This is a genomic window from Frateuria hangzhouensis, from assembly GCF_026410505.1.
Taxonomy (GTDB): Bacteria; Pseudomonadota; Gammaproteobacteria; order Xanthomonadales; family Rhodanobacteraceae; genus Frateuria_A; species Frateuria_A hangzhouensis.
Genome location: NZ_JAPMIU010000004.1, coordinates 266236 through 282953 on the forward strand (window position 1 = coordinate 266236; position 16718 = coordinate 282953).

Consider the following 16718-nt stretch of genomic DNA (forward strand, 5'->3'; position numbering starts at 1 on the left):
TCAGCGGCCTTCTTTGAGCGCGATCGCCTTGTAGCCCGCGCCGGCCAGGCGGTTCTGCACCGATTCGAGCTCGGTGGCGGAGCGGTACGGCCCCAGCCGCACGCGATGGAACGTCTGACCGCCCACCTGCACGGTCTGCACGTTGGCGACGAAGCCCTGCAGCGCCAGCTTGGCCTTCAACGCCTCGGCATCGGCCGCGGCGGGGAAGGCGCCAACCTGCAAGAGGTAGCCGCTGCCGGCGGCCGGCGGCGGCACCGCCGTGGCGGGCGCGGCCTGGATGTCCTGGCTGACCGCGGCCGGGGTGTTGGCGGCCTGTTGCCGGGCGGCCGCCGCGGCCTGCGCCTGTTGGGCGGCCTGCTGCTTCTGCTGCTGCTCGGCGCGCGCCTGGGCGCTGATCTGTTCGTCGGGAATGCGCACTTCCTTCTCCGACAGCACCGAATAGAAGTCGTACTGTGGCTTCTTCGGCGCGCTTTCGGCCGGCGCCAGGCCCTTGTCGCCGCCGCCCTGGGCGGTTGCCTGCGGGTTCGGCTGCGGGCCGGAAGGCGCCATCGGCAGCATCGAGTGGCGCGTCAGCATGACCATCGCGATCACGCCGGCGGCGATGCCGATCACCGCCCAGCCCCAGCCAGGGAAACCGCCCTTGCGGTTGCGCACGGCCTGCCGGCCCTTGCCCTTGCGTGTTGCCATTACATGCTCTCCGGGGCGCTCAGGCCCAGCAGGCCCAGACCGTTCTTCAGCACCTGCCGGGTCGCCACCACCAGCGCCAGGCGCGCGTTGCGCAGGGCGGCATCCTCGACCAGGAACTGGTGCGAGTTGTAGTAGGTGTGGAAGGCGTTGGCCAGTTCGCGCAACCAGCCGGCGAGCAGGTGTGGCTCGAGGTTGGTGGCGGCGGCGTCGACGATCTCGGGGTATTTGGATAGTTCGGTGAGCAGGATCTGCTCGTGTTCGTTGTCCAGCCGCGCCAGCTCGGCGAGGCCCTGGTCCAGCTCGACGCTGAAGCCCTTCTCGCCGGCCTGGCGCAACACCGAGCACACCCGCGCGTGGGCGTACTGGATGTAATAGACGGGGTTGTCGTTGGACTGCGAGCGGGCCAGGTCGATGTCGAACACCAGTTGCGAGTCCGCCTTGCGCGAGATCAGGAAATAGCGCGTGGCGTCGCGGCCGGCCTCGTCGATAAGGTCGCGCAGGGTCACGTAGCTGCCGGCGCGCTTGGAGATCTTCACCTCCTCGCCGCCGCGCATCACGGTGACCATCTGGTGCAGCACGTATTCGGGCCAGCCCTTCGGAATACCGACGTCGAGCGCCTGCAGGCCGGCCTTAACCCGGGCCAGCGAGCCATGGTGGTCCGAGCCCAGTTCGGTGATCGCGCGGGTGTAGCCGCGCTGCCACTTGGACAGGTGATAGGCGACGTCCGGTACGAAATAGGTGTATGTACCGTCGGACTTGCGCATCACGCGGTCCTTGTCGTCACCGTAGTCGGTCGAGCGCAGCCACAGCGCGCCGCCGTCCTCGTAGGTGTGGCCGTGGGCGACCAGTTCGCGCACGGTTTCTTCCACCTTGCCGTCGGTATACAGCGAGGACTCCAGGAAGTAGGTGTCGAAGCCGACGCCGAACGCCTTCAGGTCCAGGTCCTGCTCGCGGCGCAGGCTGGCCACGGCGAAATGGCGGATCGCTTCCAGGTCTTCCGGATCCTTGGCGCCGGTGACGGTCTGACCGTCGGCCACCACCGATTCGCCGGCCAGGTACGCCCGCGCCACCTCCGCGATGTAATCGCCGCGGTAGCCGGCCTCCGGCCAGCCGGCGTCGTCGGGCGCCAGGCCGCGCGCGCGCGCCTGCACCGAGATCGCCAGATTGTGGATCTGCACGCCGGCGTCGTTGTAGTAGAACTCGCGCTTGACGTCGCAACCGGTGGCTTCGAGCAGGCGCGCCAGGCAGTCGCCGATCGCCGCGGCGCGGCCATGGCCCACGTGCAGCGGGCCGGTCGGGTTGGCCGAGACGAACTCCACGCCCGCGGTGGTGCCCGCGCCGTTGGCGTTGCGGCCGTAGGCATCGCCTTCGGTGAAGATACGCCGCACTTCGGCGTGGTAGGCGCCCGCGCTCAGGAAAAAGTTGATGAAGCCGGGGCCGGCGATTTCCACCTTTTCCACCAGCGGGTTGGCTGGCAGCGCGGCAACCAGCCTGTCGGCCAGCTCGCGCGGCTTGGCGCGGGCCGGCTTGGCCAGCAGCATCGCGGCGTTGGTGGCGAAATCGCCATGCTCGCGGCTGCGCGCGCGCTCCACCACGAAGGCGGGAGGGGCGAAGTCGGCGGGCAGGACGGCATCGTCCTGCAGGGTCCGGATGGCCTGCAGCAGCAGGTCGCGCAGCGCTTGTTTCACGGCGTGGGATCGGCGTTCGATGGGAACCGTCAATCCTAGCAGAGGCGCGTGTTCGATCCTTCCCCTGGGCGCCGCGGGTGAAAGTGCGCGCGGGATGGATGGAGCTGGCGTTCCAGTGGGCCGTGGAGCCTCCCCGGGCGGGACAACCCTGTGGATAAGTCTGTGGGGAAAGCTGCGGCGCGGCGTCGGGATATCTCACGGCAACGGGCTGAAACCCGCTTGTAAAGAAAACAACCTATGCAATACAAGTACTTAATCGAAGTGTCTGAAGCGCTCTGCCAACTGCTGCCCCGCAACCCCGGTCCGACCGAATTGTGTATAAGTCGCGGCGCCTGTTTTCGCGGCTGTCAAGACCTCCTGGCTGTCATGGGACGGTCATGGCGCGGTGGCACGCTGTCCCGGTACCCGCCGACTCCCCCGATGGGTGCGCTCCCTGGCGGCGCGCTTTCCCCGAGCGCGCCGCCTTTTTGTTTCTTCGGAGTTCGCAGGACCGAGCCAACCGCCCTCCGCACTCGACCGCTGCCAGTCTTGTAGGAGCGCACCTGTGCGCGACCGCGCAGCAACGATCCAGCGTGGCGGTCGCGCATGGGTGCGCTCCTGCAGAAACCGAGAACCCATGGCTGTCGATCGGCCAACCACAGCCGCCCCTCGCGTCGGCGCCGTGGGCAACCGGGCGTTCTCAAGAAGCACGGCCACGGATCACTCCACGGCAGCCGTACCCAACCTTCGATGGCCCTAGAGCAAGCCGCGCTCGGCCATCGATACAGGCGTGCCATGGCCGATCACCAGGTGGTCGAGCACGCGCACGCCGATCAGTTGCAGCGCCTCGCGCAGTTCATGGGTGATCGCGCGGTCGGCGGCACTGGGCTCGGCCACGCCGCTGGGATGGTTGTGGGCGAAGATCACCGCGCAGGCGTTGTGCTTGAGGCAGGCCCGCACCACTTCGCGCGGATGCACGCTGGCGCCGTCCACGGTGCCGCGAAACAGTTCCTCGAAGGCCAGCACGCGGTGGCGGTTGTCCAGATAGAGGCAACCGAACACCTCATAGGGAAGGTGACGCAGGCGCGCGGAAAGGTAGTCGCCGCTGTCGCGCGGGCTGCCCAGGCTGGGCAGCGCCTGCAACTGCTCGGCCAGGCTGCGCCGCGCCAGTTCCAGCGCGGCCACGATGCGGGCGCGCTTGGCCGGGCCGAGGCCGGGCGTGGGGACCGGGCCGTCCGCGCGACCGAGCAGGGCGCCCAAGCCGCCAGCCGCCTGCAGCAGCTCGCGGCCGAGCGTGATGGCGTCCTTGCCGGGCACGCCGCTGCCCAGCAGCACGGCCAGCAATTCGGCGTCGGACAGGGTGGCGCTGCCGTGCTGCAGCAGCTTCTCGCGCGGGCGCTCGCCGGTGGGCCAGTGACGGATGCTCATCCGCCCATCGTGCCCGCCGGAGTGCGACCTCGGGCAGCGGTGGGCGTTGACGATTCCGGTAAGCTAGCGCTCCGCCCGGTTGTCAGGCCCGTCCTACATGAGTCTTGCCCAACGTCGCATCCTGCTCGGCGTCTCGGCGGGTATCGCCGCCTACAAGTCCTGCGAACTGGTGCGCCGGCTGCGCGAGCAGGGCGCCGAGGTGCGCGTGGCGATGACCGAAGGGGCGACCCGCTTCGTCGGCGCGACCACCTTCCAGGCGCTGTCCGGGCAGCCGGTGCGGGTCTCGCTGTGGGACGAGGGCGCCGAGGCGGCGATGGGCCATATCGAACTGGCGCGCTGGGCCGAGCGGGTGCTGATTGCGCCGGCCAGTGCCGACATCCTGGCCCGCCTGGCGCAGGGCCAGGCCGACGACCTGCTGACGACCGTGTGCCTGGCCAGCGCCGCGCCGCTGTATGTGGCGCCGGCGATGAACCAGCAGATGTGGGCGCACCCCGCGGTACAGGCCAATCTCGTCACGCTGCGCGCGCGTGGCGTGACGGTGCTGGGCCCGGCCGCCGGCGAGCAGGCCTGCGGCGACGTGGGTTCCGGCCGCATGCTGGAACCGGCCGAGCTGCGCGATGCCCTGGCGGGTTCTTTCGGCGGCGGCGCGCTGGCCGGCCTGCGCGTGCTGGTGAGCGCGGGCCCCACCTACGAGGACATCGACCCGGTGCGATTCATCGGCAACCGCAGCTCCGGCCGCATGGGTTTCGCCGTGGCCGAAGCGGCGGCGGCGGCCGGCGCCGAGGTGACGCTGGTGGCCGGCCCGGTCAGCCTGCCGAGCCCGGCCGGCGTGGCACGGCGCGTCGACGTGCGCAGCGCCGCACAGATGCGCGAGGCCGTGCTGGGCGCGGCCGCCTCGACCGACATTTACATCGGCGCCGCCGCGGTGGGCGACTACCGCCCAGCCGAAGTGGCAACCCACAAGCTCAAGAAGCGCGACGGCGCGCCGCTGGTGCTCGATCTGGCCGAGAACCCGGACATCCTGAAAGACCTGGCGACGGCCCGGCCGCACCCGTTCCTGGTCGGCTTCGCGGCCGAGACGCACGACGTGGCCGCCTACGCGCAGGACAAGCTGGCGCGCAAGGGCCTGGACATGATCGCCGCCAACCGCGTCGGCGAAGGGCTGGGTTTCGAGGCGGACGACAACGCGCTCAGCCTGTACTGGCCCGGCGGCGGCGAAGAACTGCCGCGCGCCTCCAAGCGCGAACTGGCGGCGCGGCTGGTCGAGCGGGTCGCCACGCGCTACCGGGCGGCGCGCGCATGATCGACGTCGAGCTGAAGATCCTGGACCCGCGCCTGGGCGACAGCATTCCGTTGCCCGAGGCAGCCACCGCCGGCAGCGCCGGGATGGATCTGCGCGCGGCGATCGATGCGCCACTCAAGCTGGCGCCGGGCGAGAGCGTGCTGGTGCCCAGCGGCATCGCCATCCACATCGGCGATCCCAACTGGTGTGCGCTGATCGTGCCGCGCTCCGGGCTGGGCCACAAACACGGGTTGGTGATGGGCAACCTGGTCGGCGTGATCGATGCCGACTACCAGGGTCCGCTGATGATTTCCTGCTGGAACCGCGCCAGCGCGCCGTACACCATCGGCGTCGGCGACCGCATCGCGCAGTTGCTGCTGGTCCCGGTGGCGCAGGCGGCGCTGCGCGTGGTGACGGAGTTCGCGCCGTCGGAGCGCGGCGCGGGCGGGTTTGGTTCGACAGGTATCCGGTAAGGCCAGGCACCGGCCAGGGCCGGTGCGTACGCGGGGGCGAGATGGCAAGAAACATCGCAAGAGAGTGGGATGCGCTGGCATGGCAGCGCCTGTTGCCGCTGGCGGGCGGCACCGTGCTGCTGCTGCTGGGCCTGTTTTGCGCCTGGCAGGCGTGGCTGATCGCCGGCGAAAGCGCCAAGGTGGCGCGTGTGCACGCGGCGCAGGACGAAGCCGTACGCACGCTCGCGGCGGAGATCGCCAGCGAGCGCAAGCAGGTCGCCCAGGCCGTCGGCGCGCTCGATCCGGCCGCGGCGCAGGGCGACCGCGCGCAGCTGGCCGAGACGTTGCGCGCGCGCCTTCCCGAGGCTCTGGACGTGGAGGTCTACAGCGCCGGCCTGGACGAAGTGCTGCACGCCAACTACCGCCAATTCGGCTACGCCAAGGCGGCCCAGCTGATGGCCGCGCAGACCGACAACGGCAGCCTGCCCGCACAGACCGTGGTGGCCGACGGCACGCGCCGGCTGAGCCTGGTGCAGCCGCTGGGATCGATGCAGCAGCCGCAGGCCTGGGTCTGGGTGGAATTGCCGTTCACGCCGTTGCAACGGCGTTTCGAGTCCATTGCCACGGGCAACGGGCGCATCGACCTGCGCCAGGGCGACGACCGTGGCGAACACAGCCTGCTCTCCCGCGGTGCCGCGTCGGCCGAGGCCGAGGACGACGCCAAGCCGGTGCCGGGCAGCAGTTTCAGCGTGCGCGCCGCGCTGCCGGCGGCTTTCATCCTGCTGCCGCGCGCCTGGCCGCTGGCGGTGTTGCTGGCGCTGCTGGGCATCGGCGGCGGGCTTTACCTGTTCTGGCTGCGCGGACGTGCCCCCGCGCGCCAGGAAATCCAACCCGAGGAGACCATGGTGTCCGATGTGATTCCCGCCAAACCCCAGCCGGCATCGCCGGCGCTGCGTCCCGCGGCCGCGCCGCCGGCGACCAGCCCGGCCGATGCGATCGACCCGAGCATCTTCCGCGCCTATGACGTGCGCGGAGTGGTCGGCAAGACGCTCACGGCGCGGGTGGCGCACCTGCTGGGTCAGTCGATCGGCACGCTGATGCGCGAGAAGGGTCTGAACGAGATCGTGGTCGGCCGCGACGGCCGCCTGTCCGGGCCGGAATTGGCCGGCGCGCTGTCCGACGGCCTGCGCGAGGCCGGCATCGACGTGATCGACGTCGGCGCGGTCTCGACCCCGATCGTGTATTTCGCCGCCTACCGCTTCAACACCGGCAGCGGCGTGGCGGTGACCGGCAGCCACAACCCGCCGGACTACAACGGCTTCAAGATCGTGGTCGGCGGCGAAACCCTGTCCGAGGGCGCGATCCAGGACCTGTACCGGCGGATCGCCTCGGGCGCGCTGGAGACCGGTGGCCAGGGCGGCCTGCGCCATGTCGACGTGGTGCCGGACTACATCGAGCGGATCACCTCCGACGTGCAGGCCGAGCGCCGCCTTAAGGTGGTGGTCGACTGCGGCAACGGCATCCCCGGCGCGGTGGCGCCGCAGGTGCTCGAAGGCATCGGTTGCGACATCGTGCCGTTGTATTGCGAGGTCGACGGCACCTTCCCCAACCACCATCCCGACCCGTCCGATCCCCACAACCTGCAGGACCTGATCCACGCCGTGCGCCAGACCGGCGCCGACCTGGGCGTCGCCTTCGACGGCGACGGCGATCGCCTGGGCGTGGTCACGAAGGACGGCGAGATCATCTATCCCGACCGCCTGCTGATGCTGTTCGCGCGCGACGTGCTGTCGCGCCAGCCGGGCGCGACCATCATCTACGACGTCAAGTGCACCGGTCATCTGAAGGGCCAGATCCTGGAGGCCGGCGGCAGTCCGCTGATGTGGCGCACCGGCCATTCGCTGATCAAGGCCAAGATGCGCGAGACGCAGGCGGAGCTTGCCGGCGAGATGAGCGGCCATTTCTTTTTCAAGGAGCGCTGGTACGGCTTCGACGACGGCATCTACGCCGGCGCGCGGCTGCTGGAGATCCTCGCCGGCGATCCCGAGGGCCGCACGGCCGAGCAGATCTTCGCCACCTGCCCGAAAGGCGTGTCCACGCCGGAGCTGAAGATCGAGCTGGCCGAGGGCGAGCACTACCGCTTCATCGAGAAGTTCAAGGAGAAGGCCACCTTCGGCGACGCCACCCTGACCACCATCGACGGCCTGCGTGCCGATTGGCCAGACGGCTGGGGCCTGGTGCGGGCGTCCAACACCACGCCAGTGCTGGTGCTGCGCTTCGATGCCGACAGCCAGGCGGCGCTTCAGCGCATCCAGCAGGCATTCCGCGAGCAGTTGTTCCTGGTCGACCCGGGGCTGAAGCTGCCGTTCTGACGACTTCGGCGTGGGCTGTGCCCGCCTGCGGAAAGCCGTTGCAGGAGCGCCGCCGGGCGCTCCTGCATGAGCCGGCCTAGTAGCGCGGCTCTTCCTGCGCCTTCTTCAAGGCGCGGTAGTGTTCCAGCTGCTGCGCGGCTTCCTTCTCGGCCGCCTCGCGGCCATCCTGCTGGCGGCCCAGCCGGGCCCGCTGGCCGGCCACCACGTTGCGCTGTTCGGCGATGCGGTCGACCAGGAACTTGGGCACCTTCTGCTTGGTCCGCTCCATGTCGGCGGCGCGGCCGAGCAGGTCGGCCAGGGTCTTCTCCTGGCTGTGCAGGTTCAGCCGGGTGGTGTTGATCTGCTGGTCGATGTTGTCCAGCTCGGCCTGCTGCGCCTGCTTGAGGGAGGCCTCGTCGCCATAGGCGTTGAGCATCTGCAGGTCCGATCGCTTGCGCGCTTCCTCGGAACGCCGCTGGGCCGCCTTCTCGGCGGCCAGCTTCTCGGCGGCGGCGCGTTCCTCCTGGCTCAGCTGGCGCTCGACGTGGCGCACCACGTAGCCCTGGTCGTTGACCAGGTCGTAGCCGTACTTCATCGCCTCGGCAGTAAGGCTGTCGCTGTAGTGCGACAGGCCGTTGCCGTCGCGCCAGTGGTAGCGGATGCCGGTGCTCTGGGCATGGGCCGTCAGGACCGTCGCCATGGCGATGGCGGCGGCGTAAGCGAACTTGCGCATGGATACCCCCTCCTGGCGGGCAGTATAGCCATCGTGCGGCGGCTGCCTGAAGCGTGGCCGAAGGACGCACACGGGCGTGTGACGCCGGTCGCCACTTGGGCGACCGGCAGCTACCTGGCCGTGCCGTAGCGCGCGCGGTATGCCAGCAGGCGGGCGTGTTCGGCGGCCAGCTCCGGGCGCTCGCCGGCATAGGCCAGCACCTCGTCCAGGCCGGTAATGGCGAGCACCGGGATGCCGTGGTCGCGCGCCACTTCCTGCGCGGCGGAGAGTTCGCCCTGGCCGCGCTCCTGCCGGTCCAGCGCGATCAGCACGCCGGCGGGGGTGGCACCGTGCGCGCGGATCAGCGCCAGCGACTCGCGCACGGCGGTGCCGGCGGTCATCACGTCGTCGACGATCAGCACGCGTCCGGCCAGCGGCGCGCCGACCAGCGTGCCGCCCTCGCCGTGGTCCTTGGTCTCCTTGCGGTTGTACGCCCAAGGCAGGTCGCGGCCATGCCCGGTAGCCAGTGCGATGGCGGTGGCGGCGGCCAGCGCGATGCCCTTGTAGGCCGGCCCGAACAGCATGTCCACCGGCAACTGCGCGCGCACCAGCGCGGCGGCGTAGGCCTCGCCCAGACGCGCCAGCGCGGCACCGGAATCGATGCGGCCAAGGTTGAAGAAGTACGGACTCTGGCGACCGGATTTGAGAGTGAATTCGCCAAAGCGCAGCACCTGGCGCTGCAGGGTCAGGTCGAGAAAGTCGCGCTGATAGTCGTGCACGGGGGCCTCGCGTCGGGCAGGGCGCGCCAGAGCAGGCGCTGCGGTTGGGAAGGGCCGCCATGATAGCCGCCGACGACCGGGACGAAGCCCGCGCGACGGTAAAGCGCCAGCGCCGGGGCGTTGTCCGCATCGACCGCCAGTGCGATCCCGCGGGCGTGCGGGTGGCGAGCGGCCAGCATCATCGGCAGTGCGTCCAGCGCCCGACCGCCCAGGCCGCGGCGTTGATGGCGCGCATCGATGAAGAAGGCACGCAGACCCAGGCTCGGCGGATCCAGCGCACGCCCGGCCACGCTGCGCGCATCCGCCTCGATGCGCACGAAACCGACGACCGTGCCGCCTTCCAGGATCGCCAGCGGCAGGCATCCCGGGCAGGCCTGCGCATCGGCCAGCAGGTCCCCGATGGCGCCCACGTAACCGCGCTGGTCCGGATGCACGCGCAGCTCGAGCAAGGCATCGCGATTGGCCGGGCCGACGGGCTCGAAATGGATGACGGGGCGATCGGGCATGGTTGTTATGATGATCCATCACCTCGAGGAGAGCGCATGCGCATCGTCACCTTGAACGCCAATGGCATCCGCTCGGCCGCCAGCAAGGGCGTGTTCGACTGGCTCCGCACGCAGGATGCCGACGTGGTCTGCGTGCAGGAAACCAAGGCGCAGGAAAACCAGCTGACCGATCCGATGTTCCGCCCGGACGGCCACCACTGTTTCTACCGCGACGCCACCTGCAAGAAGGGCTACAGCGGCGTGGCGATCTACGCGCGGCGCGAACCGGACACGGTGCTCACCGAGCTCGGCTGGGAGCCGTTCGACTGCGAGGGCCGCTACATCGAGGCACGCTTCGGCAACCTCTCGGTGGTCTCGCTGTACGTGCCGTCGGGCTCCTCCGGCGAGGAGCGCCAGCAGTTCAAGTTCAAGGCGATGGATTTCCTCGGGCCGATCTTCGACCAGTGGCTGAACAGCGGCCGCGACTACGTCATCTGCGGCGACTGGAACATCGTCCACACCAGAAACGACATCAAGAACTGGACCTCCAACCAGAAAAACTCCGGCTGCCTGCCGGCCGAGCGGGCCTGGCTGGACCTTTTGTTCCACACCCGCGGCTGGGTCGACAGCTTCCGCGCGATCAAGCCGGAGGCGGTCGAGTACACGTGGTGGTCCAACCGTGGACGCGCGCGCGAGAACAACGTGGGTTGGCGCATCGATTACCAGGTCTGCACGCCGGGCCTGCGCGACCGCATGCGCGCCTGCTCGGTCTATCGCGATCAGCGCTTCTCCGACCATGCGCCCTATACGGTCGACTACGCCGACTGAGACGGAGATCAGGCGCTGCGCCGAACGTCCGTTTCGGCGATGGCGCGGTCGACCAGGCCGGTGCGCATCATCCAGGCGAACAGCGCGATGCCCGGCAGCGCGGCAACCGTCGTGAGCAGGTAGAAATCGACGTAGCCGATCTGCACGATCAGCGCGCCGGCCGAAGTGCCGGTGATCAGGCGGCCGAGCACGGAGGCCGCCGCCGACAGCAGGGCGTACTGGGTGGCCGTGAAGGTGAGGTTGCAAAGCGCCGACAGGTAAGCCACCACCGCCACGCCGCCGATGCCGCTGGCGATGTTCTCGAAGCCGATGCTGAAGGCGAGCATGGCGTTGCTGTGTCCGACCTGGGCCAGTATCGCGAAGGACAGGTTGGAGACCGCCATCAGCACCAGGCTCAACAGCACTGAACGCTTGATTCCCAGCCGCGTGTAGAACGCCCCGCCCAGGAAGATGCCGACCAGGTAGGCGACGAAGCCGTAGCCGACATCGTAGGTCGCGATTTCCTGATTGCTGAAGGACAGATCGTCCAGCAACAGGCGGACCGTGAGGTTGGCCAGCGTGTCGCCGATCTTGTGCAGCAGCACGAACAGCAGGACCAGCCATGCGCCGTTGCGCCGGAAGAATTCCGCCAGCGGCTCGACCACCGTCTCGCGCAGCGCCGCCAGCCCCTGCAGCCGCGCCGGCGCACGGTGTCGCGAGGGCTCGCCCAGCCACAGGCCGGCGATGACCGCGGGCAGCGAGAACAGCGCGCAGGCCAGGTACGCGCGGGTCCACCCGGCGGGGCCGGCGAGCAGCAGCGCCAGCGCGCCGGCACAGACCGAGCCGATACGCCAGCCGTACTGCGACATGCCCGAACCGACGCCGAGCTGTCGCGGTTCGAGGATTTCGATGCGATAGGCATCGATGACGATGTCGAAGGTCGCCCCGGCCACGCCGACCAGGATCGCCGCGACGGCCGTGGCCAGAAGATCGGTAGACGGATCGGTCAGCCCCAGGAACACGACCGCCGCGGCCACTAGGGCGGCCGAGAACCATAGCCACGAGCGCCGTTGCCCGAAGCGCGACAGAAACGGCAGCCGCAACCGATCCACCAGCGGCGCCCACAGGAACTTCAGGTTGTAGACGAGGAACGCCAGCGAAAACTCGGTCACGCTGCGCTTGTCGATGCCCTGCTGGGCCAGTCGCGTCGTCAGCGTGGCGCCGATCATCGCGTACGGAAAGCCGGAGGAAATGCCCAGCAACAGCGCGCCGATGGGCGCGGCCTCCAAGTATGGGTGCAGCGAAGCGACCAGCGCGCGCAGGCCTCGGGGGCGGGATGTGCTCATGGCCGCCATGCTAAGTGCCCGATGCAGGCCAGAGGAAGCCTCGTGACCGCACCGTTCGCGTTCGCCCGGCCGCGTGTCCGGCGGCGCCGAAGCGGGCTCCGCCGCACAGCGGCAAAAAGTGCCACAATGCGCGGGCAAGGACTCCATGAGCCGGGTAGGAGGGATCGCACGTGCCGGACCTCGTCATACGCCATATCGACAGCTTGATGGCCGAGCGGATCAAGACGCTCGCCAAGGACCGCCACTGGTCCATCAACGATGTCGTGCTGCATGCGCTGCGGCACGGCCTGGGCATGAGCGCCGCCGGGCAGATTTCCAGCGAAGCCATGCTCGACCCGGGAAGCCTGGTACTGGGCGGCCAGTGGAACCTCACCGAAAAGGCGGCGTTCCAGGAAGCCCTGCAGGCGCTGTCGCTCGCCCGGCCGACACAGCTGGCACCCGTACGCGCATCGGCCCGGGCCTAGCTTTCGCCTGATACCGCTGGGCGGCCGCCTCGCTCAGGCCCGTGGCGCCAGGTACACCGCGCCCAGTACGCGCGGGCCACGCGCGCCGGTCACCGCCGGCAGGTTGCCCGGCAGGCCCAGCAGCCGTTGGCGCGCCAACCACGCGAACGCCGCCGCTTCCAGGTAATCCGGATCGATGCCGTACTCGGCGGTGCTGGCCACGCGGCGCGGGGCCAGCCACTCGGCCAGCCGCTGCATGAGTCGGGAGTTGTGCACGCCGCCGCCGCAGACCAGCACCTCCGTCGCCGCTGCCGCGTGGGCTTCGATCGCATCGGCGACGGTGTGCGCCGTCAGTTCCAGCAGGGTGGCCTGCACGTCGACCGGAGCCAGTTGCGTGACGCGCGGTTGGCGCAACAGCCATGCCAGGTGGAAATGCTCGCGGCCGGTACTCTTGGGGGGCGGCAGCGCGAAATACGGCTCGTCCAGCAGCCCTTCGAGCAGGGCCAGGTCGACCTGGCCGGCGGCGGCGAAAGCCCCGTCGCGATCGAACGGCTCGCCACGCTGTTCCATGCACCAGGCATCCAGCAGCCCATTCGCGGGGCCGGTGTCGAAGCCGAGCACCCGGCCGTCCGCGTCCAGTACGGTGATGTTGGCGATGCCGCCGAGATTGAGTACCACCCGTGTGTGTTCGGCCTGCCCCAGCAGCATCGCGTGCACGGCGGGCAGCAGCGGCGCGCCCTGGCCGCCGGCGGCCACGTCGGCGCGGCGGAAGTCCGCTACCACGTCGATGCCGCAGCTTTCGGCGATCACGCTCGGATCGCCCAGTTGCAGGGTGAACGGCGACTCGCCGCCGGGCCGGTGCCGCAGCGTCTGGCCGTGCGAACCGAGCGCACGCACCGCGGTCGCGGGCGTGCCGCTGGTTTCGAGCAGCCGGCGTGCCGCCTCGGCGAAGTGGCGGCCGATGGCCACGTCCAGCTGGCCGAAATCGTCCAGGTCGAACGCGACCAGATCCTGCGCCATCGCCAGCACGCGTTCGCGCAGAGCGTGGGGCCAAGGGTGGGTCAGCGCCGCGCGCAATTGCGGCATGCCCTGGTCGAAGGAAACCAGCGCGACGTCGATGCCGTCGGCGCTGGTACCGGAGATCAACCCCAGGTATAGGGCCGACGCGTCATCGATGGCGGCCAAGGGCGATCGGTCAGTTGTCGCTGCGCGTGGCCGAGTCGAGCCTGGCCAGCTTGATGCTGGCATTCATCGCCTTCAGGCGCGCCAGCTGCGGGCGCACGGTCTGGGCTTCGAAGCGGGCCAGCTGCGCCGCTGGCAGCGGCTGCGGTTTGGGCAGGGTGACCGTCTGCGGGTCGCGCTGCACGCCGTTGACGCGGAACTCGTAATGCAGATGCGGGCCGGTGGCCAAACCGGTCATGCCCACGTAGCCGATGACCTGGCCCTGGCTGACGTGCTGGCCCACGCGCTCCTTGGCGAAGCGCGACATGTGACCGTAGGCCGTGCTGATGTGCTTGTTGTGGCGGATCACCACGAAGTTGCCGTAGCCCCGCGCGCGGCCCCTGAAGGTGATCACGCCGTCGCCGGCGGCATGGATCGGGGTGCCCTTGGGCGCGGCGTAGTCGACGCCCTTGTGCGCGCGCATGCGGCCCAGGATCGGATGCATGCGGCCGGAGCTGAAGCGTGAGGAAATCCGCGTGAAGTCGACCGGGATGCGCAGGAACGACTTCTGGATCGGCCGACCGTCCTCGCTGAACCAGCCGTAGTGGCCATCGGCTTTCTTGAAGCGGTAGGCGGTGTAGCGGTGCCCCTGGTTGACGAACTCGGCGGCGATGATGTCGCCCTCGGAGAAATAGCTGCCGTCGCGGTAGACGTCGTCGTAGATCACCGTGAAGCTGTCGCCGTCGCGCAGCTCCTGCACGAAGTCGATGTCGTACTTGAACACGTCGGCGAGCTTGCCGACCATGCCCTGGCTCATCCCGGCCTTGGCCGCCGCGGCGTACAGCGAACTGGTGATGGTGCCGTGCGCCACGTGCTCGCGGGTTTCCATCGCGCGGGGCTGTACGGACAGCCTGGCCTGGCCGCCATCGAAGCGGACCACTGCGCGGTTGGCCTCGTCCTTGTCGAAGCGGATGCCTTTCAGGCTGCCATCGCTGCCGAGCAGAAAGTCGAACTCCTGGTGCGGACGGATGTTGTGGAAGGCGCCCTTGGCGGCGCCGGCCGCGTCGATCACGCGCTGCAGGTCGCCCAGTCCCAGGCCCTGGTCATGGAAGATGTCCGACAGCGTCTGGCCCGGCTGCACCTGCACCACGCGCCAGTCTTCCATCGCGCGGGCGGGCGCCGCCACCGGCGCGGCCTTGGGCAGCGTGAGCGGCAGCAGGGTATGCGCGACCGGTTGCGGATCGGGGCGCATCGCGCTGGCCCAGGCGGGCAGGAAAAAACCGGACAGCGCGGTCAGCAACAGCGCCGTGCCGGCCAGGATCCAGCGCTCGCGATGCCAGCGCAGCGGCTCGGCCTCGCCCAGGCGGCTGAACGACCAGTGCGCGCAACGTTCGTAGAAGTGCATGTGGCGACGCTGCGCCTTGCGGCGGATAGCCTGCTTGCGCGCCGCCCGCGCGATCTGGTCGCCCTCACCCATGCTCTTCGCCCCGCGTTACAAAGTACTCAGGCGCCGTACCTTAGCGGCCCCGTATAAAGTGCGTCAACGCCTTTTGTTTCAAGGATTTGCGCTAGTTTTATGATTAACGCACAATTAACGCGTTTTCGTGACCGCGGCCCCCTTTGCCACGGTCCATTGATCGTCACAGAGGACATCATGAACGAGCTTGAGCAGGCGCTGGCGACCATTGCCCGTGGCGCCGACGAGGTGATCAAGCAGGAGGAACTGACCGAGCGCCTGAAAAACGGCCGCCCGCTGCGCATCAAGGCCGGCTTCGACCCCACTGCGCCGGATCTGCACCTGGGCCACACCGTGCTGCTCAACAAGATGCGCCAGTTCCAGGACCTTGGGCATCAGGTGATCTTCCTGATCGGCGACTTCACCGGGATGATCGGTGATCCCACCGGGAAGAACGTGACCCGCAAACCGCTCAGCCGCGAGGACGTACTCGGGAACGCCGAGACCTACGCCAAGCAGGTCTACAAGGTGCTCGACCGCGAACGCACCGAGGTGCGATTCAACTCCGAGTGGTTCGGCAAGATGTCCGCCGCCGACATGATCCGGCTGGCGGGGCAGCACACCGTCGCGCGGATGCTCGAGCGCGACGACTTTGCCAAGCGCTACGCCGCGCAGCAGCCGATCGCCATCCACGAGTTCCTGTATCCGCTGGTGCAGGGCTACGACTCGGTGGCGCTCGAGGCCGACGTCGAACTCGGCGGTACCGACCAGAAGTTCAACCTGCTGATGGGTCGGGCCCTGCAGGAACACCATGGCCAGCCACCACAGGTGGTGCTGACCATGCCGTTGTTGGAAGGCCTGGACGGTGTCCACAAGATGTCCAAGTCGCTCGGCAACTACATCGGCATCGACGAGCCGGCGATCGATATCGTCACCAAGACCCTGAAGATCGATGACGCATTGATGTGGCGCTGGTTCGAATTGCTCAGTTTTGAGGTATCGCTGGACGAGCTGGCGCGCATGAAGCAGGACGTGGAAGGCGGCGCGCTCAACCCGCGTGACGCCAAGCTCCGGCTGGCGCGCGAGCTGGCCACGCGCTTCCATGATGCGGCCGCCGCCGAGCAGGCCGTCGCGGGATGGCACGCGGTGGTGCGTGGCGAGGGCGACACCTCGTTGTTGCCGCTGAACGAGATCGGCGTGCCGACCGAAGGCCTGCGCCTGCCGGCCCTGCTCACGGCGGCGGGCCTCACCGCCAGCAACTCCGAAGCCAACCGCAAGCTCAAGGAGCGCGCGGTGCGCATCGACGCGGCCGTGGTCGAGGACGCGCAGCGCGTGTTCAGCGCCGGGTTCGAGGGCGTGCTGCAGGTGGGCAAGCGCAATTTCGCGCGAGTCAGGCTCGTCGCAGGCTAGGTGCGGAGCGGCTTTCCGGGCGCACACAAAAAAAAATCCGCCGCGCTCGCTTGCCAAGTTCGCGTAGTGAACCTACTATTCGCGGCCCGTCGCCCAACTCCCCTTGGCCGGCAACTCCCCCAAGCAAAATTCTTCGCAAAAGGGTGTTGACGAACTGGCAAGGGAATGTAGAATGGGCGGCTCACCCGGGACGAAACGTCTCGGGGCGATTCAGAAGAAAGAGTCGCAAGTGATTGATCTTTGACAGTGTGC

15 protein-coding genes are annotated in these 16718 nt (G+C 69.0%); 6 read left to right on the forward strand and 9 right to left on the reverse strand.

Annotation, left to right across the window (positions count from 1 at the left end):
- From OSC30_RS06545 to radC, 3 genes are all read right to left on the reverse strand, one after another.
- Complete coding sequence (locus OSC30_RS06545; protein ID WP_267171042.1) at nt 1-687, reverse strand: SPOR domain-containing protein; 687 nt, start codon at nt 685-687, stop codon at nt 1-3.
- Complete coding sequence (argS, locus tag OSC30_RS06550; RefSeq protein ID WP_267171043.1) at nt 687-2375, reverse strand: arginine--tRNA ligase; 1689 nt, start codon at nt 2373-2375, stop codon at nt 687-689. The genes OSC30_RS06545 and argS overlap by 1 nt, the downstream gene beginning before the upstream one ends.
- 735 nt (nt 2376-3110) lie before the next feature.
- Entirely contained in the window at nt 3111-3782 is a 672-nt protein-coding gene (gene radC / locus OSC30_RS06555) for a RadC family protein (RefSeq protein ID WP_267171044.1), read from the reverse strand.
- Nucleotides 3783-3879: 97 nt separating this feature from the next.
- Here radC and coaBC point away from each other — a divergent pair, with 97 nt between their 5' ends.
- Genes coaBC through OSC30_RS06570 form a run of 3 tightly spaced genes read left to right on the forward strand, consistent with a single transcriptional unit; the run spans nt 3880 to nt 7888 of the window.
- Complete coding sequence (gene coaBC, locus OSC30_RS06560) at nt 3880-5085, forward strand: bifunctional phosphopantothenoylcysteine decarboxylase/phosphopantothenate--cysteine ligase CoaBC (protein ID WP_267171045.1); 1206 nt, start codon at nt 3880-3882, stop codon at nt 5083-5085.
- Nucleotides 5082-5537, forward strand: coding sequence for a dUTP diphosphatase (gene dut / locus OSC30_RS06565; RefSeq protein ID WP_267171046.1), 456 nt, complete (start codon nt 5082-5084; stop codon nt 5535-5537). Before coaBC ends, dut begins: the two co-directional genes overlap by 4 nt.
- Nucleotides 5538-5578: 41 nt before the next feature.
- Complete coding sequence (locus OSC30_RS06570; protein WP_267171047.1) at nt 5579-7888, forward strand: phosphomannomutase/phosphoglucomutase; 2310 nt, start codon at nt 5579-5581, stop codon at nt 7886-7888.
- 76 nt (nt 7889-7964) lie between these two features.
- Here OSC30_RS06570 and OSC30_RS06575 read toward each other — a convergent pair whose 3' ends face one another.
- The 3 genes from OSC30_RS06575 to OSC30_RS06585 form a co-directional block, all read right to left on the reverse strand.
- Nucleotides 7965-8600, reverse strand: coding sequence for a DUF4124 domain-containing protein (locus OSC30_RS06575; RefSeq protein WP_267171048.1), 636 nt, complete (start codon nt 8598-8600; stop codon nt 7965-7967).
- Between the two features lie 110 nt (nt 8601-8710).
- Nucleotides 8711-9358 carry an orotate phosphoribosyltransferase gene (gene pyrE, locus OSC30_RS06580; RefSeq protein WP_267171049.1) on the reverse strand — a complete coding sequence of 216 codons (648 nt, stop codon included), beginning with the start codon at nt 9356-9358 and terminating at the stop codon, nt 8711-8713.
- The gene (locus OSC30_RS06585; RefSeq protein WP_267171050.1) at nt 9325-9864 is read right to left on the reverse strand and encodes a GNAT family N-acetyltransferase; all 540 of its coding nucleotides are present in this window, start codon (nt 9862-9864) and stop codon (nt 9325-9327) included. The genes pyrE and OSC30_RS06585 overlap by 34 nt, the downstream gene beginning before the upstream one ends.
- A 36-nt stretch (nt 9865-9900) precedes the next feature.
- Between OSC30_RS06585 and OSC30_RS06590 the strand changes: the two genes are divergently transcribed.
- Nucleotides 9901-10671, forward strand: coding sequence for an exodeoxyribonuclease III (locus OSC30_RS06590; RefSeq protein WP_267171051.1), 771 nt, complete (start codon nt 9901-9903; stop codon nt 10669-10671).
- A gap of 8 nt (nt 10672-10679) precedes the next feature.
- Here OSC30_RS06590 and OSC30_RS06595 read toward each other — a convergent pair whose 3' ends face one another.
- Complete coding sequence (locus OSC30_RS06595) at nt 10680-11996, reverse strand: AmpG family muropeptide MFS transporter (protein ID WP_267171052.1); 1317 nt, start codon at nt 11994-11996, stop codon at nt 10680-10682.
- Between the two features lie 170 nt (nt 11997-12166).
- Between OSC30_RS06595 and OSC30_RS06600 the strand changes: the two genes are divergently transcribed.
- Nucleotides 12167-12460, forward strand: a complete 294-nt coding sequence (locus OSC30_RS06600) for a hypothetical protein (RefSeq protein ID WP_267171053.1) — start codon at nt 12167-12169, stop codon at nt 12458-12460.
- A gap of 33 nt (nt 12461-12493) precedes the next feature.
- Here the strand turns inward: OSC30_RS06600 and OSC30_RS06605 are convergent, their stop codons facing one another.
- Together OSC30_RS06605 and OSC30_RS06610 are read right to left on the reverse strand one after the other, a co-directional pair.
- Nucleotides 12494-13615, reverse strand: coding sequence for an anhydro-N-acetylmuramic acid kinase (locus OSC30_RS06605; protein WP_267171062.1), 1122 nt, complete (start codon nt 13613-13615; stop codon nt 12494-12496).
- Nucleotides 13616-13634: 19 nt separating this feature from the next.
- Entirely contained in the window at nt 13635-15077 is a 1443-nt protein-coding gene (locus OSC30_RS06610) for an OapA family protein (RefSeq protein ID WP_267171054.1), read from the reverse strand.
- Between the two features lie 177 nt (nt 15078-15254).
- Between OSC30_RS06610 and tyrS the strand changes: the two genes are divergently transcribed.
- Nucleotides 15255-16466 carry a tyrosine--tRNA ligase gene (tyrS, locus tag OSC30_RS06615; protein ID WP_267171055.1) on the forward strand — a complete coding sequence of 404 codons (1212 nt, stop codon included), beginning with the start codon at nt 15255-15257 and terminating at the stop codon, nt 16464-16466.
- The last annotated feature ends 252 nt before the right edge of the window (nt 16467-16718 follow it).